The organism is Rhodococcus sp. 852002-51564_SCH6189132-a (genome assembly GCF_001665495.1).
GTDB lineage: Bacteria > Actinomycetota > Actinomycetes > Mycobacteriales > Mycobacteriaceae > Rhodococcus > Rhodococcus pyridinivorans.
The window spans coordinates 84,839-107,275 of the sequence record NZ_LZMJ01000086.1 but is presented as its reverse complement, the minus strand read 5'-3'; the positions used below and the strand labels follow the sequence as shown (position 1 = coordinate 107,275).

Annotated in this window: 21 protein-coding genes; 3 read left to right on the top strand and 18 right to left on the bottom strand. The window is 68.5% G+C overall.

Going from position 1 to position 22,437, the window contains the following annotated elements:
* Positions 1–13: 13 nt before the first annotated feature.
* Positions 14–772, bottom strand: a complete 759-nt coding sequence (locus tag A5767_RS21955) for an SOS response-associated peptidase (RefSeq protein WP_064853146.1) — start codon at positions 770–772, stop codon at positions 14–16.
* 80 nt (positions 773–852) lie between these two features.
* Between A5767_RS21955 and aroA the strand changes: the two genes are divergently transcribed.
* Together aroA and rsgA are read left to right on the top strand one after the other, a co-directional pair.
* Positions 853–2,139 carry a 3-phosphoshikimate 1-carboxyvinyltransferase gene (aroA, locus tag A5767_RS21950; RefSeq protein ID WP_037216114.1) on the top strand — a complete coding sequence of 429 codons (1,287 nt, stop codon included), beginning with the start codon at positions 853–855 and terminating at the stop codon, positions 2,137–2,139.
* Positions 2,106–3,125 carry a ribosome small subunit-dependent GTPase A gene (rsgA, locus tag A5767_RS21945; protein WP_006550228.1) on the top strand — a complete coding sequence of 340 codons (1,020 nt, stop codon included), beginning with the start codon at positions 2,106–2,108 and terminating at the stop codon, positions 3,123–3,125. Before aroA ends, rsgA begins: the two co-directional genes overlap by 34 nt.
* Before the next feature lie 74 nt (positions 3,126–3,199).
* On the opposite strand, the gene A5767_RS21940 is transcribed toward rsgA, so the two are convergent.
* The 6 genes from A5767_RS21940 to A5767_RS21915 form a co-directional block, all read right to left on the bottom strand.
* Complete coding sequence (locus A5767_RS21940; protein WP_006550227.1) at positions 3,200–4,435, bottom strand: fatty acid desaturase family protein; 1,236 nt, start codon at positions 4,433–4,435, stop codon at positions 3,200–3,202.
* A 35-nt stretch (positions 4,436–4,470) separates the two neighbouring features.
* On the bottom strand, positions 4,471–5,784 hold the full coding sequence (locus A5767_RS21935) for a fatty acid desaturase family protein (RefSeq protein WP_082937769.1): 1,314 nt from the start codon (positions 5,782–5,784) through the stop codon (positions 4,471–4,473).
* 31 nt (positions 5,785–5,815) lie between these two features.
* Positions 5,816–6,946, bottom strand: a complete 1,131-nt coding sequence (locus tag A5767_RS21930) for a ferredoxin reductase (RefSeq protein ID WP_019288492.1) — start codon at positions 6,944–6,946, stop codon at positions 5,816–5,818.
* Between the two features lie 110 nt (positions 6,947–7,056).
* Entirely contained in the window at positions 7,057–7,566 is a 510-nt protein-coding gene (locus tag A5767_RS21925; RefSeq protein ID WP_006550224.1) for a DUF6912 family protein, read from the bottom strand.
* A gap of 3 nt (positions 7,567–7,569) precedes the next feature.
* Positions 7,570–8,979 (bottom strand): WS/DGAT/MGAT family O-acyltransferase, encoded by a 1,410-nt coding sequence (locus A5767_RS21920; RefSeq protein WP_026061398.1) that lies wholly within the window; start codon positions 8,977–8,979, stop codon positions 7,570–7,572.
* A complete protein-coding gene (locus tag A5767_RS21915) occupies positions 8,976–9,464 on the bottom strand; it encodes an HAD-IA family hydrolase (protein WP_024101497.1) in 489 nt (162 codons plus the stop codon). Before A5767_RS21915 ends, A5767_RS21920 begins: the two co-directional genes overlap by 4 nt.
* Before the next feature lie 174 nt (positions 9,465–9,638).
* On the opposite strand from A5767_RS21915, the gene A5767_RS21910 reads away from it, so the two are divergent.
* Positions 9,639–10,190: an Rv3235 family protein gene (locus A5767_RS21910; RefSeq protein ID WP_019288495.1), complete on the top strand. Its 552-nt coding sequence runs from the start codon at positions 9,639–9,641 to the stop codon at positions 10,188–10,190.
* A gap of 92 nt (positions 10,191–10,282) precedes the next feature.
* Here the strand turns inward: A5767_RS21910 and secA are convergent, their stop codons facing one another.
* The 11 genes from secA to A5767_RS21855 form a co-directional block, all read right to left on the bottom strand.
* On the bottom strand, positions 10,283–13,123 hold the full coding sequence (secA, locus tag A5767_RS21905) for a preprotein translocase subunit SecA (protein WP_064853145.1): 2,841 nt from the start codon (positions 13,121–13,123) through the stop codon (positions 10,283–10,285).
* A 184-nt stretch (positions 13,124–13,307) separates the two neighbouring features.
* Positions 13,308–13,976, bottom strand: coding sequence for a ribosome hibernation-promoting factor, HPF/YfiA family (gene hpf / locus A5767_RS21900; protein WP_024101500.1), 669 nt, complete (start codon positions 13,974–13,976; stop codon positions 13,308–13,310).
* A gap of 235 nt (positions 13,977–14,211) precedes the next feature.
* Positions 14,212–14,856, bottom strand: a complete 645-nt coding sequence (locus A5767_RS21895) for a ComF family protein (protein WP_039584801.1) — start codon at positions 14,854–14,856, stop codon at positions 14,212–14,214.
* A gap of 52 nt (positions 14,857–14,908) precedes the next feature.
* Positions 14,909–16,693 carry an MtrAB system accessory lipoprotein LpqB gene (gene lpqB, locus A5767_RS21890; RefSeq protein ID WP_019288498.1) on the bottom strand — a complete coding sequence of 595 codons (1,785 nt, stop codon included), beginning with the start codon at positions 16,691–16,693 and terminating at the stop codon, positions 14,909–14,911.
* Positions 16,690–18,339, bottom strand: a complete 1,650-nt coding sequence (gene mtrB, locus A5767_RS21885) for an MtrAB system histidine kinase MtrB (RefSeq protein WP_019288499.1) — start codon at positions 18,337–18,339, stop codon at positions 16,690–16,692. Before mtrB ends, lpqB begins: the two co-directional genes overlap by 4 nt.
* Positions 18,340–18,407: 68 nt before the next feature.
* On the bottom strand, positions 18,408–19,085 hold the full coding sequence (gene mtrA, locus A5767_RS21880) for an MtrAB system response regulator MtrA (RefSeq protein ID WP_024101503.1): 678 nt from the start codon (positions 19,083–19,085) through the stop codon (positions 18,408–18,410).
* A gap of 5 nt (positions 19,086–19,090) precedes the next feature.
* Positions 19,091–19,756 (bottom strand): dTMP kinase, encoded by a 666-nt coding sequence (locus A5767_RS21875; RefSeq protein ID WP_039584803.1) that lies wholly within the window; start codon positions 19,754–19,756, stop codon positions 19,091–19,093.
* A 56-nt stretch (positions 19,757–19,812) separates the two neighbouring features.
* Positions 19,813–21,282, bottom strand: coding sequence for an adenosylhomocysteinase (gene ahcY / locus A5767_RS21870; protein ID WP_006550214.1), 1,470 nt, complete (start codon positions 21,280–21,282; stop codon positions 19,813–19,815).
* Between the two features lie 128 nt (positions 21,283–21,410).
* A complete protein-coding gene (locus A5767_RS21865; RefSeq protein ID WP_039584805.1) occupies positions 21,411–22,016 on the bottom strand; it encodes a TetR/AcrR family transcriptional regulator in 606 nt (201 codons plus the stop codon).
* Between the two features lie 69 nt (positions 22,017–22,085).
* Positions 22,086–22,271 (bottom strand): rubredoxin, encoded by a 186-nt coding sequence (locus A5767_RS21860; RefSeq protein ID WP_039584806.1) that lies wholly within the window; start codon positions 22,269–22,271, stop codon positions 22,086–22,088.
* Positions 22,268–22,435: a rubredoxin gene (locus A5767_RS21855; RefSeq protein ID WP_006550211.1), complete on the bottom strand. Its 168-nt coding sequence runs from the start codon at positions 22,433–22,435 to the stop codon at positions 22,268–22,270. The genes A5767_RS21860 and A5767_RS21855 overlap by 4 nt, the downstream gene beginning before the upstream one ends.
* Between the last annotated feature and the right edge of the window lie 2 nt (positions 22,436–22,437).

The window sequence follows — 22,437 nt, the reverse complement described above, 5'->3', positions numbered from 1 at the left end:
GCTCCGTCAGCGCCTACAACAGCACCATCTGATCGCCGGCGCCGTCGTCGGGTTGCAGCAGTTCGGGGCCGTTGTTGCGGATGCTGTTGACCTTCGCGGACACGCGGCGGATCTCGATCGCCGAGATCGCGTCGACGCTCGGCACGATCAGATCCGGATGGCCGAGACTGTCGGGGTCGAGCCACGCATCCCACCGCTCCGACGGGAGGATCAGCGGCATCCGTTCGTGCACGTTGCCGAGTTGCTCGACCGACTGAGCGGTGAGGATCGTCGTGCTCGACAGCGGCGGTGCCTTCGGGTTCCGCGGGTCGCGCCACTCCGCCCACACCCCGGCCATGCAGATCCGCGAGCCGTCGGCCGGCGCCATGAAGTACGGCACCTTGCGAGGCTTGCCGTCCGGCGCGGGTTCGACCTGCCATTCGTACCAGCCGTCCATCGGGACGAGGCACCGCTTGTAGCGCAGCGACCGCGCGAAGCTCGGCTTGGTGGCGACCGACTCGGATCTCGCGTTGATCAGTGGTGCGCTTCCGCCCACCTCTTCGGCGAAGTGCGGCACGAGTCCCCAGCGCATGCGGCGGATACGGCGGCGGACGGGACCGTCGGGATCTTCCCCGTCGTGCCGGGCGACAACGGTGAGCACCTCGGTCGTCGGCGCGACGTTGTAGTCGGGCCCCCGCCCGTCCCGGCTGCTGTCGTCGCCGGTCTCGTCGAGCGCGTCGAGTTCGACGGCGAGCGTCGCCGGGTCGGCGGTGGAGACATACCTTCCGCACATGCCGTCGAGTGTGGCATCGCCGGGTGACGGAACCGACACCGGCGCGCACCGGGTGGGCGAGGGTGCCCGCACCGGTCCGGATGGGCGAAGATGGTCGGGTGAGTCTGTGGAGAGCACCCCGCGCCGTGTCCCCGGTTCGAGCGTCGGTGACGCTGCCGGGATCGAAGTCGATCACCAACCGTGCCCTGATCCTGGCCGCACTCGCCGACGGGCCGTCCACCCTGACCGGCGCGCTGCGCAGCCGCGACACCGACCTGATGATCGGGGCCCTGCGCACGCTCGGCACGACCGTCACCGAGCGCGACGGCGGCACCACCCTCGACGTGACCCCCGGCCCCCTGCGCGGAGGCGAGGTCGCCTGCGGACTGGCCGGCACCGTCATGCGGTTCGTACCGCCGCTGGCCGCACTGGCCGACGGCGACGTGCGGTTCGACGGCGACGAACAGGCCCGCGTCCGCCCGATGAGCACCGTGCTCGACGCCCTGCGCGCCCTCGGCGCCGACATCGACGGCGACCGGCTGCCCTTCACCGTGCACGGCCGCGGTGCGGTGCGCGGCGGTTCCGTGACCATCGACGCTTCCGCGTCCTCGCAGTTCGTCTCGGGTCTGCTGCTGTCCGGGGCCGCCTTCGACGAGGGCGTGGTGGTCCGCCACGCCGGCGAACCGGTGCCGTCGATGCCGCACATCGAGATGACGGTCGAGATGCTCCGAACGGCCGGGGTCTCCGTCGACACCTCCGAGACCGACACCTGGCGGGTGCCCCCGACGACGATCAAGGCCGTCGACGTCACCGTCGAGCCCGACCTGTCGAACGCCACGCCCTTCCTCGCGGCCGCGGCGGTCACCGGTGGTGTCGTCTCGGTGCCCCTGTGGCCCGAGTCGACCACCCAGGCCGGCGACGCGATCCGCGGCATCCTCGAGCAGATGGGCGCCGAGGTGACGTGGGCCGACGGGACGCTGACCGTGCGCGGCCCGGGCGAATTGCGAGGCATCGACGTGGACCTGCACGACGTCGGCGAGCTGGCGCCGACCGTCGCGGCCCTCGCCGCGGTCGCCGCCTCGCCCTCCGACCTGCGCGGTATCGCGCACCTGCGCGGTCACGAGACCGACCGGCTGGCGGCGCTCGCCACCGAGATCGGTCGTCTCGGGGGTTCGATCACCGAGACCGAGGACGGCCTGCACATCGAGCCGACGCCGCTGCACGGTGGTATCTGGCACTCCTACGCCGACCACCGGATGGCCACGGCCGGTGCGATCCTCGGGCTCGTCGTCGACGGGATCGAGGTCGAGGACATCGGCACCACCGCCAAGACGCTCCCCGATTTCGAAGGCCTGTGGGAGTCGCTGCTGACGGGGAGCGACTCCTGAGGCGGCGGGAGTACGACGAGTCCGACGTCCGGGTCCGCCCCGGGCGCGGCTCGCGGCCGCGCACGAAGGACCGCCCGGCCCACCGCAATGCCGAGGAGGGCATGGTCGTCTCCGTCGACCGCGGGCGGTGGGGTGTCGCGCTCGGCGGTGATCCCGACCGGATCGTGACGACGATGCGGGCACGCGAGCTCGGCCGGACCCCGATCGTGGTGGGCGATCAGGTGGGTGTCGTCGGCGATCTCTCCGGTCGCCCCGACACGCTCGCGCGCATCGTGCGGGTCGAGGACCGCAGCACCGTCCTGCGGCGCACGGCCGACGACACCGATCCGTTCGAGCGCATCGTCGTCGCCAATGCCGAACAGCTGCTCATCGTGGTCGCGCTCGCCGATCCCCCACCACGGACCGGACTCGTCGAACGCGCACTCGTCGCGGCCTATGCCGGCGGTCTCGCTCCCCTGCTGGGACTGACCAAGAGCGACCTCGCCGATCCCGACGAGTTCGCCGCGCACTTCGCGGATCTCGACATCCCGGTGCTGCTCGTCGGTCAGGACGACGATCTCACCGCCCTGCACGAGCGGATCGACGGTCGCGTGACCGCCCTGATCGGGCACTCGGGGGTCGGCAAGTCGACACTGGTGAACAGGCTCGTCCCCGACGCCGACCGCGCCACCGGCGAGGTCTCCGGGGTGGGCAAGGGACGTCACACCTCCACCCAGTCGGTGGCCCTGCATCTGCCCGAGGGCGGGTGGGTGGTCGACACCCCGGGCATCCGGTCGTTCGGGCTCGCGCACATCGGGCCCGACGACGTCGTCGCGGCGTTCGGGGACCTGGCCGAAGCGGTCGAGGACTGCCCGCGCGGGTGCACGCATCTCGGCCCGCCCGCCGATCCCGAATGTGCCTTCGACTCGTTGGAGGGCAAGTCGCACAACCGGGCGATGGCCGTGCGCGAACTGCTCACGGCGCTCGCGTCCAACGACCCCTGGTGAACCGACGAACCCCGGCCGAACGCACGAACCCCGGCACCTGTAGGTGCCGGGGTTCGTGCTCGTTCTCGTGACCGTCAGCGCATGCCGAGCGCGCGGCGGACGAATCCGCGCTTGCGTGTCTTCTCGATGGTGGTGGCCAGACCCACGCGGCGGCCGGTGGCCGGATCGATCTCCGGCGCTCCGCCGAAGCCCCGCTCGGAAGCGGTCTCCGGGGCGGCGTCGCGGTCGTCCTTGAGGTACTTGTCGGGCAGCGACAGCTTGGCGATGGTGCGCCAGGACTTCCAGTACTGCACCGCGAGCGGGCCGGTGGTGTACGGCAGGTCGTACTTCTCGCACAGCTCACGCACACGCACCGCGATCTCCGCGTACCGGTTGGACGGCAGGTCGGGGTAGATGTGGTGCTCGATCTGGTAGCTCAGGTTGCCGGTCATGAAGTCCATGACCTTACCGCCGGAGATGTTCGCGGAGCCGAGCATCTGACGCAGGTACCACTCGGCACGCGTCTCGGTCTCGATGTCCTGCTTCGTGAACTTCTCCGCACCGTCCGGGAAGTGACCGCAGAAGATCACCGCGTTGGTCCAGATGTTGCGCACGAAGTTGGCCGTGGCGTTGGCCCTCATCGTGGACTTCCAGGACTTGCCGGTGAGCGCCGGATAGATCACGTAGTCCTTGAGGTGCTGTTTGCCGAGCTTGGCGAGCACCTCCTTGCCGCGTGCCTTGGTGAGCTCGCGGTCGTCGCGCCCCTGGACGACCTTGCCGAGCTCGAGCAGCTGGATGGCGATGCCGTACTGGAACAGCGCTGCGAGGATGGCGTTGTACGCGACGTTGCCGAGGTAGAACGGCTTCCATCGCTGGTCGCGGGTGACGCGCAGCAGGCCGTATCCCACATCGTCGTCCATGCCGAGGATGTTGGTGTACTTGTGATGCAGGTAGTTGTGGGTGATCTTCCAGTGCGCCGACGGGTCGACGTTGTCCCACTCCCAGTTGGCCGAGTGCACCTCGGGGTCGTTCATCCAGTCCCACTGCCCGTGCATCACATTGTGCCCGAGTTCCATGTTCTCGATGATCTTCGACAGGGAGAGCATGCCCGTGCCCAGCAGCCACAGCGGACGCTTGTTCGAGCCGAGCAGCACGAGGCGCCCGCCGATCTCGAGGCCGCGCTGCAGCCGGATCGTGTTGCGGACGTACCGAGCGTCGCGCTCCCCGCGGGACTCCTCGATATCGTGCCGGATGGCGTCGAGTTCGCGGCCGATGGCCTCGACGTCCGCCTCCGTCAGGTGCGCGTACTCCTTGACATCCGATATCGCCATGCCGGCTACTCTACCGTAGGTTACGGTCCCGTAGGTTAGCCGGATTCGGAGCTGTGGCGCGAATCACAGAGTGACGGAAGGCCGCCGGTGACTCGATTCACCAGGCGACGACGACGTTCTGCTACCGCATGCTCGGCATGGACCCGCAGCGCCGTGAGCAGACCCCGGCGACGTCCGGTGGACGCCTCGGTGACCACCGCGGGCGCCTCCGGGCGCCACCTGTCGAACTTGCGCTCGGAGGAGGTCTCGGGGGCGTCGTCGGCCGTCGCCTTGAGGAATCGGTCGGGCAACGCGAGCTTGTGGATCGTGCGCAGGGCGAGCCAGTACTGCCGGGCGAGCGAACCGGTCGTGTACGGCAGGTCGTACTTGCCGCACAGCGCCCGTACACGGGCGGCGATCTCCGGGTAGCGGTTGCTCGGCAAGTCCGGGAACAGGTGATGCTCGATCTGATAACTGAGATTCCCGGTGAGGAAATCCATCGCACGCCCACCGGAAATGTTTGCGCTACCGAGCAACTGGCGCAGATACCACTCTCCGCGCGTCTCGTTCTCGTAGTGCTCGGTCGTGAACTTCTCTGCGCCGTCGGGGAAGTGGCCGCAGAAGATCACGAGATACGCCCAGATGTTGCGGATCACGTTCGCGGTGAGGTTCGCCGACAACGTGCTGCGCCAGGCCGGACCGGTGAGCGCCGGGAAGAACACCAGGTCCTTGACGACCTGCCGGCCGGCCTTCGCTGCGAATTCCTTGTTGGGCCCCGAATTCCACTGCACGGGCGGGACGCCCTCGAGTTCCTTCTTCGCCGAGAGGTCGTGCAGCGCGATCCCCCACTCGAAGGTCAGCGCGAGGACGATGTTCGCGATCGGCTGCGCGAGATTGCGCGGACGCCACTTCTCGTCGCGCGTCATCCGCAGGATGCCGAATCCCACGTCCTCGTCCATACCCACGATGTTCGTGTAGGTGTGGTGCGCGTAGTTGTGGGCGCGCTTCCAATGCTCGGACGGACCGGTCTGATCCCATTCCCACGATGTCGAGTGGATCTCGGGGTCGTTCATCCAGTCCCACTGCCCGTGCATCACGTTGTGCCCGAGTTCCATGTTCTCGATGATCTTCGCGAGCGACAGCGCAGCGGTACCGATGATCCAGCGCGACCGTCGACGCGAACCGAACAGCGCGCAGCGTCCGACCACCTCCAGCACACGCTGCGCACGGATGACGGAATGGATGTAGCGGGCGTCCCGCGGGCCGCGCGAATTCTCCACATCCCGTCGAATCGCGTCGAATTCGTTTGCAAGAGCAACGATGTCGTCTTCGGTCAGATGAGAGAACGCGCGGATGTCGGTGATGGCCAAGCGGGATCCTTCGGAGGTTTGCTGTCGGTGTCTACACGTCCAGTGTGCAGTCGCCGGCAGCGGCGGAGATACAGGTCTGGACACGTTCGCCTTCTGCGTGCTCCTTGCCGGATCGCAGATCGACGACATGCCCCTTCTCGAGCGGCACAACACAAGTCTGACAGATTCCCATGCGGCAACCGAAAGGCATCAGCGCACCGACGCTCTCACCGGCCTCGAGAATCGTCGTGGCGCCGTCCACAGTGACGGTCTTGCCGGACTTCGCGAACGTGATCGTTCCGCCCGAGCCAGAGGTGTCGGCGCGGCTGACGGCGAAGCGCTCGAGGTGGACCTGATCCTCGATGCCCTCCGCGGCCCAGTGCGCAGTGATGTCGTCGAGCATCTGCTGGGGACCGCACGCCCAGGTCTGACGCTCGCGCCAGTCGGGGCACACCTCGTCGAGCTCCGAGAGCGCGAACTTGCCCTTCTCACGGGTGTGACGCACGTGCACGCGGAAGCGATCGTGGGTGGCGTCGAAACGCTCGAGTTCGGACCGGAACATCACGTTCTCGGCCGTCGGCGCGGAGTGGAGGTGCACGACGTCGGGCAGGTCGAGTTCGCGCTCGACCGCACGCCGGTCGAGCGTCCGCAGCATCGACATGATCGGCGTGATGCCACTGCCGGCCGTGAGGAAGAGGATCTTCGCCGGCGGCGGGTCGGGCAGGACGAAATCGCCCTTCGGGGCGGCGAGGCGCACGACGGTGCCCTCGGGAACCCCACCGACGAGGTGGCTGGACAGAAAACCCTCGGGCATCGCCTTCACGGCGATGGAGATGACCTTGTCGTCCCAGGTGGGCGAGGAGGTCAGCGAGTAGGAGCGCCAGTGCCAGCGACCGTCGACATGCAGACCGATGCCGATGTACTGGCCGGGCGCGTATCCGAAGTCGAAGCCCCAGCCGGGACGGATGACGATCGTCGCGGAATCGGGGGTCTCCTGGCGCACCGAGACGATGCGCCCGCGCAGTTCACGGGCGGACCACAGCGGGTTGACCAGATGCAGGTAGTCGTCGGGGAGCAGAGGGGTGGTCAGCCGGGCCACCGCGCCACGCAGGACGTTGGAGAGCGACTTCTCCCCTGGCGCGACGTGTGCCGCAGGCTTCTCGATCCATTCCTTCAGGCCCATCCGACCGTTTCTCCTCACTCCGGTTACGGCTCCGTAGGTTATCAGAGGTTACGGAAGCGTAGGTTGAGCGAGAGACGGTCGTCACACCCATGACGTGGCGATATGCGAGGTCAGAGCAGTTCGAGGAGGAAGGGCAGTTCCTGGGCCGCGTACCACGCCAGTTCGTGGTCCTCCGCGTCGCCGAGGACGAACTCGGCCTCCTCGTCGCCCAGTTCGGCGGCATCGACGATCTCGCGTGCCCGCGCGACGTCGGCCTCCGCCTCCTGCAGGTCGATGTGCACCGACGCGACCGCACGCATCGTGATCGGCCCGGCGAGCTTGACGACCGCATCGTCGAGATCCGGTCGCGGCTTCACCTCGTCGACGTCGGCCGCGATCACCACCCGACGCGACGCGAAGGACGGATGATCGTTCGGCTCCTCCGACCCGAGCAACCGCAGCGACGCGCGTGCCGCCTCGGCCATAGCGACCTCGGCGAGCTCCTCGTCGTCGCCCGCCGTGTAGGCCTCGCGCAGAGCGGGGGTCACCGCGAAGGCCGTCCGGCCCACCGCGTCGACCTCACCGTCGGCGACGAGGCCCTGCAACATCGCGAGCGTTGCCGGTACATAGACACGCGTCACTTCTCACCTGCCGGCATCCGTCAACTCCTCGAGAGATTCCTGGATCAGCGTCGCTGCCACGTCCACATCGGGCATCGCATCACGATCCGCATTCAAACCGTAGTAGATCTTGCCGTCGTAGGACGTCAACGCGATGCTCAGGGCCTGATTCTTCAGCAGCGGCGAGACCGGGAAGATCTCGAGCAGCCGGGCTCCGGTGAGGTAGAGCGGGTGCTGCGGACCGGGCGCATTGGTGATCATGAGGTTGAACATCCGCTGCGAGAAACCCATCGCGACCCGGGCTCCCACCGCGTGCATCGTCGCCGGGGCGAAGCCCGACAAGCGGACCATCGTCTGCGCCGCCACCCGCCGCCGCTGCCGCGAGTAGGCCTCGCCCGCATGCGCGATGTGCGACAACCGGACCACCGCGTTCGGCTCCCCCACCGGCAGATCCAGCAGGAAGGACGACACCTCGCCCTGCGGGTGCACCTGGATCGTGTCGTTGTCGCCGCAGTCGTCCGGATCCTGGGTGTACACCGACATCGGGACCATCGCCCGCACCACCGTCGCCTCGGTGACCGGCTCCCCGCGGGAGAGCAGCCAGTACCGCAACGCGCCGGCGAGGACCGCGAGCACCACGTCGTTGATCGTGCAGCCGTAGCGGGAGTGGATCTTGCGGTAGGGCTCCAGATCGGAGCGCACCACGGAGAACCGACGGCTCCTCGAGATCTGCGTGTTCAGCGGAGTCTCGGGCGCCGACTGCGCTGCCGTGCGGGCGATCCGGCCGACGGCGTCGACGGTCTCGGTGAGGGTCGCCGTGAGATCGCCCACGGCCGATCGCACGGCGGCGATCCCCTCCCCCGGGCGCGCGACGAGTTCGGCGAGCGCTCCGACGAGCAGAGCGGACTCCGACGGTTCGCGTTCGGGCATCCACAATTCCTCGGGGACCTCACGCGGCACCGGCTCCTTGTCGAAGAGCACCTGGACGATGTCGAGGGCCTCCTCGCCGTCGACGAGCGCCGAATGCGACTTCGTGAACAGCGCCACCCGATCGTTCGCGAGCCCCTCGACGAGATACATCTCCCAGAGCGGTCGCGTGCGGTCGAGCGGTCGCGAGACCAGACGCGCGACGAGGTCGTGCAGCTGTTCGTCGGAGCCGGGTTTCGGCAGCGCGGAGCGCCGCACGTGGTAGGTGATGTCGAAATCGCGGTCGTCGACCCACACGGGTCGCGAGAGCCCGAATGCGACCTCCCGCACCTTCTTCCGGTAACGGGGCACCTCGGGCAGTCGCTGCTCGACCAACCGCAGCACGCTCTCGTAGTCGAGACCGCCCTCGGGGGGTTCGAGGATCGCGAGCGACCCGACGTGCATCGGCGTGTTGCTCGTCTCCAGGTAGTAGTACGACGCGTCCTGCGCCGTCATCCGGCTCGTCATCGACCCCGTTCCCCCTCCTGACCCGAACCTCCCGAACATCGCCACCACGACTCGGCGCCGTCCGTGGCTCCGCTCCCGATCTCCTCGGGATCGAGATCGAAGAGTACGGCCAGTTCGCCCGGCGCGTCGTGTGAACCATCATGGTGTACGCCGACCATCCCCGCAGCGGCGGCGCCTCGCACATTGCCGACCGAATCGTCGACGAAGACGCACTCGCCGGGTTCGAGGTCCAGCAGCCGGGCGACCAGCAGGTAGCTCTCGGGGTCGGGTTTGGCGACACGTGCGTCACCCGAGAGCACCACGCGGTCGACGAACGGACCCTCGAGATCGCGCAGCCACTGCGCGCCGGGCCCACCGGGATCGTTGCTCAGCAGGGCGGTCCGCACCCCACGCGCGCGCAGGACCGTCACGGCCGCGCCGAAGGTGTCGGGGTCGCTTCCCGGCCCGACCAGGACGCCACCGACGTCGAGTACGAGTCCTCGCATCACGACACCACCGTAGGTCCTGGACGTCCTGCTCGCGCAGCGCATCCCGCGCGCGTCGAACCGGGACCGTCGCCCGGAGATGTGGCATCATGTGCGCGGTTCGTCCTCTCCCGAACCGATCCGCCGTCACGGTGTCACCGTGACGATCCGTTCTCATGCCCTTCGGGAGAGCCCATGTCGCATCACACCGGGCGCTACGTGCGCCGCCTCACCCGCCTCGAACCTCCGGTCGAGGAGAGCTGCCACCGTCCCCGCAGCCACGTCGCCCGTCGGCCCACGCCGCACGACGGACGCTCGGGACGCGCCACGCTCCGCCGCGACGGAACCGGACGTCCGGCCGAGGGCCCGAGCATCGAAGGTCCGGCCACAGGGCCGAGCGACCGACCCGCGATCGTGCTCGATCCGGGTGTCGTGCGGGTCGCGGAGACGGCGGTGCGCCTGGTCCTCGAGGTCGTCGACGGCCGCCGTCCCGCGGTGCAGTCCACCACGGTCCTCGATCCGCGTCTCGTCGCGACGATCACCGCGGGCCGGCCTCCGCGTGCCGGACGCAGCACCGCGATACTGCTGCGGACGCGGGTGCGTCCCGTCGACGCCGACACCGTGGAACTGTTCGGCAGCTACGGTCGCGGGGACCGGGTGTTCGCCTTCGCCGGCCGGATGGTGCGCAAGCGTCCCCGTCCTCGTGCTCCGCACCGCTGGACGATCACGACCCTGTGGCTCGGGTGAGCCACAGGGTCGTGGGGTGATCGTGAGTCCTCGACTCAGCGCCTACGTGAGTCTTCGACTCAACGCCTACGTGAGTCTTCGACTCAGCGCGTTCAGCGTCGTCGGTTGGTCTTCGCATCGCGCCGGGCCGCGGCACGACGCTCCTTGCGGGTGCCCGCCTGCCTGGGCGCGGAGCCCGCGTCGGAACCGGCGGTCGTACGCGCGATGTGGGCGCGGCCGTCCTCGTCGGGACCGGTGTAGGTCAGACGCCGCTCGGTCTCGTCGAGACCCTTGGCCCGCAGCGCGGCCGGTGCGGGCTCCGCCTGCGCCGCCGGAGCCGGCTGTGCCTGGTGTGCCGCCGGGGCCGGCTGTGCCTGTTGTGCCGCCGGGGCCGGCTGTGCGGGTCGGGCGGGAGCAGCCTTGGCGAGGCTCGGGGCCGCCTGCGCGGCGGCCGCCGCAGAGGCCGGCGTGACCGCCACACCCGCGGACTGCTGCTGTTGCGCGGCCTCGACCTGGAGGTTGAACAGGAATCCGACCGATTCCTCCTTCAGGCCCTCGAGCATCGCGGTGAACATGTCGAAGCCCTCGCGCTGGTACTCGACGAGCGGATCACGCTGCGCCATCGCGCGCAGGCCGATGCCCTCCTTGAGGTAGTCCATCTCGTAGAGGTGCTCGCGCCACTTGCGGTCGAGAACCGACAACAGCACGCGACGCTCGAGTTCGCGCATCGCGTTCTCACCGGCAATGGCCTCGAGTTCGGCCTCGCGACGTGCGTAGGCGGCGCGGGCGTCCTCGAGAAGGACCTCGAGCAGACCGTTGCGGTCGAGGTCCTCGTTCTCGGCGACGAGCGTCTTGTGGTCGACACCCACCGGGTAGAGGGTCTTGAGCGCCGTCCACAGCTGCTCGAGATCCCAGTCCTCGACGTAGCCCTCGGCGGTCGCACCGTCGACGTAGGCGGTGATCACGTCGGTGAGCATGTGCTGCACCTGACCCTCGAGGTCCTCGCCGCGCAGGATCCGGCGACGCTCCTCGTAGATGACGGTGCGCTGCTGGTTCATCACCTCGTCGTACTTGAGGACGTTCTTGCGGATCTCGAAGTTCTGCTGCTCGACCTGCGTCTGCGCGCTCTTGATGGCCTTGGAGACCATCTTCGCCTCGATCGGCACGTCGTCGGGCAGGTTCAGTCGCGTCATGATCGACTCGAGCGCGGCGCCGTTGAAGCGTCGCATCAACTCGTCGCCGAGCGAGAGGTAGAACCGTGACTCGCCCGGATCGCCCTGACGACCGGAACGGCCACGGAGCTGGTTGTCGATACGACGCGACTCGTGCCGTTCGGTGCCGAGCACATACAGGCCACCGGCCGCTCGCACCTTCTCGGCGTCGGCCTTCGACTCGGCCTTGATCCGCTCGAGGGTCTCGTCCCAGGCCGCCTCGTACTCGTCCGGCGTGTTGACCGGGTCGAGGCCGCGCTTGCGCAGCTCGATGTCGGCGAGGATGTCGGGGTTGCCGCCGAGCACGACGTCGGTACCGCGACCGGCCATGTTCGTCGCGACCGTCACCGCGCCGGACCGGCCGGCCTGCGCGATGATCTGCGCTTCCTGCTCGTGGAACTTCGCGTTGAGCACGCTGTGCGGCACACCGCGCTTGGTGAACTGCCGCGACAGGTATTCCGACCGCTCGACGCTCGTCGTACCGATGAGGACCGGCTGGCCCTTCTCGTGACGCTCGACGACGTCGTCGACGACGGCCGCGAACTTCGCTTCCTCGGTCTTGTAGATCAGATCGCCCTGGTCGACGCGCACCATCGGGCGGTTGGTCGGGATCGGGATGACACCCAGGCTGTAGATCTGGTGGAGCTCGGCGGCCTCGGTCTCGGCCGTACCGGTCATGCCCGACAGCTTGTCGTACAGGCGGAAGTAGTTCTGCAGCGTGATCGTGGCGAGCGTCTGGTTCTCGGCCTTGATCTCGACGCCTTCCTTTGCCTCGATCGCCTGGTGCATGCCCTCGTTGTAGCGGCGGCCCGACAGGACGCGGCCGGTGAACTCGTCGACGATGACGACCTCGCCGTTGCGGACGATGTAGTCCTTGTCCTTGGCGTAGAGCTCCTTGGCCTTGATGGCGTTGTTGAGGTAGCTCACCAGCGGCGAGTTGGCCGCCTCGTACAGGTTGTCGATGCCGAGCTGGTCCTCGACGAACTCGACGCCGGCCTCGTGCACACCGACGGTCCGCTTGCGGATGTCGATCTCGTAGTGCACCTCGGGCTTGAGCAGCTTGGCGATGCGCGCGAACTCGGAGTACCACTTGCTCGACGCGTCGGCGGGACCCGAGATGATGAGCGGGGTCCGGGCCTCGTCGATGAGGATCGAATCGACCTCGTCGACGATCGCGAAGTTGTGGCCACGCTGGACGAGATCGTCGAGCGAGTGCGTCATGTTGTCGCGCAGGTAGTCGAAACCGAACTCGTTGTTGGTGCCGTAGGTGATGTCCGCGGAGTAGGCCGCGCGGCGCTGGGCCGGGGTCATGCCGGACAGGATCACGTCGGTCTCGAGTCCGAGGGAACGGTGCACGCGGCCCATCCACTCGGCGTCGCGCTTGGCGAGGTAGTCGTTCACGGTGACGACGTGGACGCCGTCGCCGGAGATCGCGTTGAGGTAGGCCGGCAGCACGCAGGTGAGGGTCTTGCCCTCACCGGTCTTCATCTCGGAGATGTTGCCGAAGTGCAGCGCCGCGCCACCCATGATCTGGACGAGATAGTGCTTCTGGCCGAGCACACGGAAGGACGCCTCCCGGGCGGTCGCGAAGGCTTCCGGAAGCAGATCGTCGAGCGTCTCGCCGTCCTGGTAGCGGCTCCGGAACTCGTCCGTCTTGGCCCGGAGCTCGGCGTCGGTCAGGGCCTCGAAGTCCGGGGAGAGGGAATCGACATGCTCGGCGATGTGCTTGAGCCGCTTGACCATGCGACCTTCACCGATCCGGAGCAGCTTCGTCAGCGACAGCACTGGTGTGTTCGTCCTCAATCTCGGGTACCTGCACGGACAAGAAATCCGGCCGAGGCCTTGTCGGACCCCGGCCGGATTCCATGGTAGGCGCTGCGCGGGAGTGACCGCGATGGCGAGGTGCCTTCGGTCACTCCCGGCAGTGTCACACGAGCCTGATCAGACCGTAGTCGAAGGCGTGTCGCCGGTAGACCACGGACGGCTTGTCCGTCTCCTTGTCGTGGAACAGGTAGAAGTCGTGACCGACGAGTTCCATCTCGTAGAGGGCGTCGTCGACGGTCATCGGCGCAGCGTTGTGTTCCTTCGTCCGGACGATGCGACCGGGACCGTCCTGAGGCTCCTTCTCGCTGTCGCCGAGCGACAGGTCGGGCGAGATCGCGAGCTCGTCATCCTGGGCGAGGGCCGCGGTGGCTTCCGCCACGGACACGGGCGTCTTCTCACCGTAGGAGACCTTGCGGCGCTCCTTCGTCCGTCGCAGGCGCGATTCGAGCTTGCTGATCACAGACTCGAAGGCAGCGTAGAAGCTGTCGGCACTGGCCTCGGCGCGTACGACAGGTCCCTTTCCGCGGGCAGTGATCTCGACCCGCTGACAACTCTTCCTCTGACGCCTGTTGCGTTCGTGTTGCAACTCGACGTCGAAGATGAAGATCGTCGGATCGAAACGTTCGAGCCGAGCGAGTTTCTCGGAGACGTAGATCCGGAAGTGATCGGGGACCTCGACGTTGCGTCCTTTCACGACAACGTCGGCACGTGGGCCTTCCGTGGCTGCATCGGCCTCTGCAACGGAACCTCTGGACTTCGAAGGGGTCGTCACGCGTACCTCCCGAGTTACGGCCGGCGCAGCCCGCGCGCCGGCATGATGTATGAGCGCGAGAGCGCGCTCACCCGGAATCGGAAGAACAGGCGTTTCCACCCGTCTACCTTGTTGTTTCCGGGTCTGATGGCGACGGTAGTACGTAACGCGGAGGTGTGCCACCGTTCCCGCGCGATTTCCCATCGCGTCGCCTTCCGGTCACTCGGTGAGGTACTTTCCGGGCCCGTCCGCGGGCTCACGCGTGGGCGATCACGAGCACTCCGAGAGGGTCGAATCCGGCGCGTCGGAGTGCCCGCACCGACTCGCGCGCGGTGGTTCCGGTGGTGAGCACGTCGTCGACGACGAGGACCGGGATCGTGCGCGGCAGACCGTCGGCGCGCACCCCGACACGGCCGGCGAGGTTGCGCTGCCTGTCGGCTGCCGAGAGCCCCACCGAATCACGCACCCCGGCCGCCACACTCAGGATCGGATGCACGTGGAGGCGACGGTCGTGGGTCGCGGCGGCCCGGGCGGCACGCGTGACGGGATCGCCTCCGCGTGCCCGCGCCGCACGCGTCCGGGTGGGGGCGGGCGTCACGATCAAGGGACCCTCGGGCAGCTCGCTCCATCGGCGCAGCCGCGCGATCGCGACGGCCCACGCGAGCCCGAGCGGCTCGGCGAGATCCCGGCGGGCACGCTCCTTCGCGACGATCACCGCGCGGCGCCTGGGGCCGGTGTACGGGCCCAGGCTCCACACCGGGGTCCCGGGGTCGACGCGCGGCGCGACGGCCACGGGGTGATCGGAGAGCTCGCGTGCGCACGCCCGGCACCAGCTCGCTCCGGGAGCGGCGCACCCACCGCACCGGGCGGGCAGGACGAGATCGAGAAAGGCGGTGAGCACACCGGGAGTGTGCCCGAAGTCACCGACGCCTGGGCGTCACCGTCGGCACGCTCTAGCCGGGAAGAACCGGGATCGCCGCCATCCCGGCCAGTCCGGGTACCTCCCGCCAGTACCGGTCGCCGGCGGGGTCGCGGTTGTTGAGCTGGAAGACCGTCCGGGAATCCGCGACGAACTCGCTCGCCGTGGACGCCTCGACCGCCACCACCGGGGGCGTGAGATTGCGGCTCGGCAGTGCGTCGATGCGTGAGCCGTCCACCGCGACCTGCACGACGGGCACGTCGGCCGACGCTCGGGAGACGACGATCGTGTCGGCCGTGCTCCAGTCCAAGGCGAGCGCGGGACCGCCGAGGCCGAAGCCGATCTCGCGCGGGTTGGCGAGCGAGTACTCGCCGGTCGTGGTCGGTACGACCGTCGCGACGAAGACCCGTCCGTCGATGATCAGGGCGGCGCGGACACCGTCGCGCGACAGGCGCAGCTCGGTGATGCGGCCCCCGAGGGCACGGATCGCACCCGCTTCGACGCCGACCACGGTGACCCGCCCCGTGCCGGGCTCGCGCACCGCACGCACTACCGCCGTGCCGTTGACGACGGCCCACACCGAGTTGTTGTTCGGTGACCAGGACGGCCGGGTGATCGACTCCCCGTCGACCGCGGGTTCGGCAGCGCCTTCGCTGTAGGCACCGACCATCAGCTGCACGGCCGGCTCCGGTGCCGGTTTCCCGGTGTTCTCGACGGCGGCGACGAGTTCCCCGTCCAGCGACAAGGCGACGGACTGCAGATCGTCGGACATGCCGAAGAAGCTGCGGACCGGTGTCACGCCGGTCTCGGCGACGCTCACCAGCGTCCCGTCGAGCAGCGCGTGCAGGCCCACCGTCACGCTCGATGCGGCAAGGGGGTTCATCGATGCCACGTCGGCGGTGGTCCACCCGTTCGGGAACCGTTCGTCGAGGGGCTGGCCGTCGGCGAGGAGCTGGTACGGGCCGCTGATGTCTGCGTTGGCGAGGGTCCAGATCACCTGCGCGGCGAGCAGTTCGCGATCCTGCCGGCCCATCGAGCCGACCCCCTGGAAGTCGATGCGGATACCGCCGAGTCCGACGCCGACGTCGGTCGTGCGGCCGTCCGCCTTCGTCACCGAGCCGATGACGGTGACGTCCTCGAGGAGATTCTTGACCGCAGGCGCGAGGACCTCTTTCGGCCCTTCGACGAGCAACCCGATCAACTGCGACGCCGTCTGTTCGGGGGTACCCGTGATCCAGCGCGGGTCGGGGACGACGGCGGTGCCGGTCGGGTCGAGGAAGTACAGCGAGCGGCGCTGATAGGTGTTGAGGAAGCGCGGGCGGTCCATGATGACGCCGGCCGGCAACCGGTCGATGCGCCACTCCCCGTCCGTGCGGACCAGGGAGAACCGCGCCTCGAACTCCCCGTCGGCGGGACGGTAGATGCCGCCCTCCTCGAGGTAGCCGACGGTGCTGGCCCGCACCACGTAGGTGGCGCTGTCGCCGTCGCGTTCCTCGACGAGGACGTCGACCTTGTCGACGATCGTCGCGCTCGCCGCGTCGTCCCAGGACTCGGACATCGTGGGGGTGAGGAACTGCCGGGCCGCGCGGTGGCGGTTGGTCGGATCCGTGCTCGCCTGCAGGAAGTCGCGCAGGAGCAGGTCGGGTTCGCGACCGGGCACGGGAGCGGCGACCTCGGTGGTCGCGGGGCCGCGTTCAAGGGTTCCGATGGCCTGCGGTGACGACGAATCCGGCAGCGTGGCGCATCCCGACAGCACGAGTCCGGCCACGGTCAGGAGTACGACGAGCACGCCCGCTGCACGCGGAGTCGAGCGGCTCATGTATTGGCTCCTTCGGACGATGTGCTCGCAGGGTCGGTCGGGATCTCTCCCGTCGAAGGCCGCTCCGGGGTGTCGTCACCCGGCGGGGGCTTGCCCTGCACGGCCTTCGCGGCGCTGGGCACGAGAGGCAGGGGGCTGCGACCCACCTTACGTCCGCGTTCGCGCGGGAGGGTGAGCCGGAAGCTGGCACCTCGTCCCGGTTCGCCCCACGCTTCGAGCTTGCCGTTGTGCAGGTTGGCGTCCTCGACGCTGATCGCGAGACCGAGGCCGGTGCCGCCGGAGCGCCGGACCCGCGACGGATCGGAGCGCCAGAACCGGTTGAAGACGAGTTTCTCCTCCCCCGGTCGCAGGCCCACGCCCTGATCGCGCACGACGAAGGCCGCGGCCGCGTCGTCGGCGCGCAACCGCAGCAGGATGGGTTTGCCCTCGCCGTGATCGATCGCGTTGGCGAGCAGGTTGCGCAGGATGCGTTCGACGCGGCGCGGATCGACGTCGGCCTCGACGGACTCGTCCGGAAGGTCGACGATGAGCTCGGTGGCGGTCTCGCGGGCGAGGTGCCGCACGGTCGAGACGGCGGCACGCGCGCACATCCGCAGATCGAGTCGTTCGGAGGCGAGTTCGGCGACACCCGCGTCGTGCCGGCTGATCTCGAGCAGATCGTTGAGGAGGCTCTCGAAGCGGTCGAGTTCGGCGACGAGCAGTTCGGAGGACCGCTTGAGGACGGGGTCGAGCTCGTCGCTGCCGTCGTGGATGAGGTCGGCGGCCATACGGACGGTCGTGAGCGGGGTGCGCAGTTCGTGGCTCACATCGGAGGTGAACCGTTTCTGCAGGTTGCCGTACTCCTCGAGCTGGGTGATCTGCCGCGACAGGCTCTCGGCCATCTCGTTGAACGACATCGCCAGGCGCGCCATGTCGTCCTCACCACGGACCGGCATGCGTTCCTTGAGCCGTCCGTCGGCGAAGCGCACGGCGATCCGGGAGGCCGACCGGATGGGCAGCACGACCTGCCGCGCGACGATCATCGAGATCGCGGCCAGCAGCACGAGCAGGACCACGGCACCGACGAGCAGGGTGCCGCGGACGAGGGCGAGGGTGCGTTCCTCACCGCCGAGCGGGAAGACGAGATACAGCTCGAGTGTCGAGATGTCGGAGTCGGTGGGGCTGCCCATGATCAGGGCCGGCCCGGTGTAGCCGTCGGGATCGGCGACCGTCGCGAACTGGTACGCGATCTGCCCGTTCTGGACGAAGGCACGCAGGTTCTGCGGGATCTGGTCGGCGGGCCCGCTCGAGGTGGGGGCCCGCGGACCGTCGCCGGGAACGATCAGGACGGGGTCGAAGGTTCCGGCGACGCCGGTGTCCTGTCCCCCGTCGCTGCCACGGCTGGTGAGGATCGCCGCGGCACCGTCGAGGCGGACCGCGAGCGAGCCGGAGTCGTCGGCGCCCGCGAGTTGTCCCTCGACGAGTGCGCGCGAGCGATCCATCTCCTCGGTCGCCGCGTCGATCTTCACTTCGAGCAGTCGGTCGGTGATCTGGCTCGTGAGTACCACTCCGAGCACGAACATGACGATCAGCGACAGCGTGAGGGTCGAGGTCACGACCCGGAGCTGCAGGGATCGTCGCCAGGTGTGCGCGAGTCGGCTGCTCATCGACCGCGACCACCTCACCAGCGGCAGCGTCCTACGCGTGATACGCCGCCGAAGCCGGTAGGTTCGAATCACGGCGGTCCGGCCTTGTAGCCGACCCCCCGCACCGTGAGCACCGCCTCGGGATTCTCGGGATCCTTCTCGACCTTCGCGCGCAGACGCTGGACGTGGACGTTCACGAGCCGGGTGTCGGCGGCGTGCCGGTAGCCCCAGACCTGCTCGAGCAGGACCTCACGGGTGAACACCTGGCGCGGCTTGCGTGCGAGCGCCACGAGCAGGTCGAACTCGAGGGGCGTGAGCGAGATCGCCTCGTCGCCGCGGGTGACCTTGTGGGCGGGGACGTCGATGGTGATGTCCCCGATGTTCAGGACCTCCGCCGGTTCCTGCTCGGTGCGACGCAGCCGGGCCCGCACGCGTGCGACGAGCTCCTTCGGCTTGAACGGCTTGACGATGTAGTCGTCGGCGCCCGATTCGAGGCCGAGCACGACGTCGACGGTGTCGGACTTGGCGGTGAGCATCACGATCGGCACACCGGAATCCGCGCGGAGCACACGGCACACGTCGATGCCGTTCATGCCGGGGAGCATGAGATCGAGCAGGACGAGGTCGGGCCGGATCTCGCGCACGGCACCCAGCGCCTGAGTGCCGTCCCCCACCACGAACGGTTCGAATCCCTCGCCGCGCAGCACGATCGTGAGCATCTCGGCCAGCGCGGTGTCGTCGTCGACTACCAGAATCCTCGGCTTCATAGCCTCTATCGTGTCACCCCTCGAGCGTCGTGAAGCAGATTTGAGATGTCAACGGCGAGTTGTCGCGGGGAGGTCTGCGGGCCTGCGACCTCCCACGGAGACATCCACTGCTGCTGCGCGAGCCCGTCGTAGACCGCGCCGGTGCGCTCCTGCAGACCGGCATCGCGCTCGTAGGCGTCGCGATCGCGGTCGACCTCGGTCGCGGCGCGGTTACGGGCACGCTCGGCGGCGAGGGCGACCGGAACGCGGAGCAGCACCTGCAGATCGGGCACCGGAAGCCCGAACCGTTCGAACTCGAGACGGCGGATCCACTCCACCGCCGGGCCGGTCGCATCCTGGTTCCGGCGCGCCGCGGTGTACGCGGCGTTGGACGCGACGTACCGGTCGAGCAGCACGATATCGTTGTCGGCGAGCAGCTTCCGCAGCTCGTCGGCAGCATCGCGACGGTCGAGCGCCCACAGCAACGCCATCGCCTCGACGCTCGAGGCGGTGTCGCCGTGCTGCCCGCGCAACGCCTCCGCGCCCAGATCGGCGTGGATCGACTGCCCGTACCGCGGGAAGGCCAGCGTCGCGACCTTCCGTCCGGCCTCGCGCCAGGTCTCGACGAGACCGGCGGACAAGGTCCGCTTGCCGGCCCCATCGAGACCCTCGACGACGATCAGATCACCCATGTGCCCTGTGATTTCCGATCACTCATGCGCTCTGCGTTCCCGTCGAGTTGCCGGGATCAGTAGCGGTAGTGCTCGGGCTTGTACGGGCCCTCGACGTCGACGCCGATGTACTCGGCCTGCTCCTTGGTCAGCTTCGTGATCTGTCCGCCGAGTGCCTCGACGTGGATCTTCGCGACCTTCTCGTCGAGGTGCTTGGGCAGGCGGTAGACCTCGTTGTCGTACTGGTCGGGCTTGGTCCACAGCTCGATCTGGGCGATCACCTGGTTGGCGAACGAGTTGCTCATCACGAAGGAGGGGTGGCCCGTGGCGTTGCCCAGGTTGAGCAGGCGGCCCTCCGACAGGACGATGATCGAATGGCCGTCGGCGAAGGTGAACTCGTCGACCTGCGGCTTGATGTTGATCCGCGTGACGTCGGCGGCCCGCTCGAGGCCGGCCATGTCGATCTCGTTGTCGAAGTGGCCGATGTTGCCGAGGATGGCCTGGTGCTTCATCGCCTTCATGTGCTCGAAGGTGATGATGTCCTTGTTGCCCGTGGCGGTGATGACGATGTCGGCCTGGCCGATGAAGTCCTCGACCGTCACGACGTCGTAGCCGTCCATCATGGCCTGCAGGGCGTTGATCGGGTCGACCTCGGTGACCGAGACGCGTGCGCCCTGGCCGCGCAGGGCCTCGGCGCAGCCCTTGCCGACGTCGCCGTAACCGCACACGAGCGCGGCCTTGCCGCCGATGAGGACGTCGGTGCCGCGGTTGATGCCGTCGAGCAGCGAGTGCCGGGTGCCGTACTTGTTGTCGAACTTGCTCTTGGTGACCGAGTCGTTGACGTTGATCGCGGGGAACGCGAGCTCGCCGGCCGCGGAGAGCTGGTACAGGCGCAGGACGCCCGTGGTGGTCTCCTCCGTGACGCCCTTGACGGACTCGGCGACGGTGGTCCACTTCTTCGAGTCGGCCGCGAGCGAGCGGCGCAGCAGCTCGAGGAAGACCTTGTATTCTGCGGAGTCCTGCTCTTCGTCGCTCGGCGGGACGACGCCGGCCTTCTCGAACTGGGCGCCCTTGAGCACGAGCATCGTGGCGTCGCCGCCGTCGTCGAGGATCATGTTGGCGGGTTCGCCGGGCCAGGTGAGCATCTGCTCGGCCGCCCACCAGTACTCTTCGAGGGTCTCGCCCTTCCAGGCGAACACCGGGACGCCCTTGGGCTCCTCGGGGGTGCCGTGCGGGCCGACGACGACGGCCGCGGCGGCGTGGTCCTGGGTGGAGAAGATGTTGCATGACGCCCAGCGCACCTGCGCGCCGAGGGAGACGAGCGTTTCGATGAGCACAGCGGTCTGGACCGTCATGTGCAGCGAGCCGGAGATCCGTGCGCCCTTCAGCGGCTGCACCTCCGCGTACTCGCGACGCAGCGCCATCAGGCCCGGCATCTCGTGTTCGGCGAGCCGGATCTCCTTGCGCCCGAACTCGGCGAGGGACAGATCGGCGACCTTGAAATCGAGACCGTTGACCCGGTCGGCTACGAGCGTGGTGTCAGACACGTGCAGATGCCTCTTCCTGTCGGCAGACGATGTTGGTTCCAGGCTATACAACCTGCGCAAGAAGAGGCCCGGCAGATCGTCCCCCGACGGGATCCGTCCGCCGCACCTTCCTGTACGACGCCCGGACGTCAACCGCGTATGGCGGCCCGTTCGACGAACGGCACGAGCAGATCGGCGAGGTCGGCGGCGACATCACGCCCCGAGGCCGGGGGCATCGAGACGAAGCTCAGCGCGACCCGCACGACAGCGCGCGCGAGGATCCCCGCGTCGGATTCGGACGCCGCGATCCAGCTGTGGTGGAAGGTCTCCGTGAGGCGACCCGCGCCCCGCTCGAGGATGGGGGCGGCGTCGGTGGTGATCAACCGCAGCAGGTCGGGTTTGGCCTCCCCGCTCAGCAGCGACTGCACCAGGGGGTCGGCGGCGGACGCCTCGAAGAAGAAGGTGAATCCGTCCACGAGCGCGGCCCGCGCGTCGCCGACGTGGGCGTACACCGAATCGGCCACCGCATCGACGAACTCGTCGACCAGACGCAGCGCATATCCCTGGGCGAGCCCCTGCCGGGAGGAGAACTCCTTGTACAGGGTCTGCCGGCTGATACCGGCGGCTCGGGCGACGTCGCTCATGGTGACGGCCGACCAGTCGCGTTCGTGTAGCAGCTCGCGCATGGCGTCGAGGATCGTCGAGCGCAGCAGCACCCGACTTGCCTCGTGGAAGGGAACCCGCGCGTTCGGCATGGTGGGAACGCTCTCACGCACGGATGTGCTCGTCAAAGCAAGACGGGTAGTGATCCCCCGTGCAGCGGTTCACCGGCGGACGATCTCGACCATCTCGAAGTCGGCCTTGGCGGCGCCGCAGTCCGGGCACGACCAGTCGTCGGGGATGTCCTCCCACCGGGTGCCGGGTCCGATGCCCTCGTCGGGCCACCCTTGGGCCTCGTCGTATTCGAATCCGCAGACGAGACAACGGAACAGACGGTAGTCGGCACTCACTGGGTGTACTCCTCGAAATCGGTCTTCTCCCGGACTCCGCAGTCGGGACACGGCCAGTCGTCGGGCACGTCGGACCACGGGGTGCCGGCCGGAAAGCCCTCACGGGGAACGCCGGCGGTCTCGTCGTACACGAACTCACAGACGGGACAGCGGTAGGACGCCACGA

What these genes read in the sequence shown, in the direction of transcription:
- A5767_RS21955 (WP_064853146.1), bottom strand. Translation starts at nt 772, where the DNA reads ATGTGCGGAAGGTATGTCTCCACCGCCGACCCGGCGACGCTCGCCGTC.
- A5767_RS21915 (WP_024101497.1), bottom strand. Translation starts at nt 9,464, where the DNA reads ATGCGAGGACTCGTACTCGACGTCGGTGGCGTCCTGGTCGGGCCGGGA.
- secA (WP_064853145.1), bottom strand. Translation starts at nt 13,123, where the DNA reads ATGGTCAAGCGGCTCAAGCACATCGCCGAGCATGTCGATTCCCTCTCC.
- aroA (WP_037216114.1), top strand. Translation starts at nt 853, where the DNA reads ATGGGCGAAGATGGTCGGGTGAGTCTGTGGAGAGCACCCCGCGCCGTG.
- A5767_RS21875 (WP_039584803.1), bottom strand. Translation starts at nt 19,756, where the DNA reads ATGGGTGATCTGATCGTCGTCGAGGGTCTCGATGGGGCCGGCAAGCGG.
- A5767_RS21910 (WP_019288495.1), top strand. Translation starts at nt 9,639, where the DNA reads ATGTCGCATCACACCGGGCGCTACGTGCGCCGCCTCACCCGCCTCGAA.
- A5767_RS21940 (WP_006550227.1), bottom strand. Translation starts at nt 4,435, where the DNA reads ATGGCGATATCGGATGTCAAGGAGTACGCGCACCTGACGGAGGCGGAC.
- mtrB (WP_019288499.1), bottom strand. Translation starts at nt 18,339, where the DNA reads ATGAGCAGCCGACTCGCGCACACCTGGCGACGATCCCTGCAGCTCCGG.
- mtrA (WP_024101503.1), bottom strand. Translation starts at nt 19,085, where the DNA reads ATGAAGCCGAGGATTCTGGTAGTCGACGACGACACCGCGCTGGCCGAG.
- A5767_RS21865 (WP_039584805.1), bottom strand. Translation starts at nt 22,016, where the DNA reads ATGCCGAACGCGCGGGTTCCCTTCCACGAGGCAAGTCGGGTGCTGCTG.
- A5767_RS21930 (WP_019288492.1), bottom strand. Translation starts at nt 6,946, where the DNA reads ATGGGCCTGAAGGAATGGATCGAGAAGCCTGCGGCACACGTCGCGCCA.
- lpqB (WP_019288498.1), bottom strand. Translation starts at nt 16,693, where the DNA reads ATGAGCCGCTCGACTCCGCGTGCAGCGGGCGTGCTCGTCGTACTCCTG.
- A5767_RS21920 (WP_026061398.1), bottom strand. Translation starts at nt 8,979, where the DNA reads ATGACGAGCCGGATGACGGCGCAGGACGCGTCGTACTACTACCTGGAG.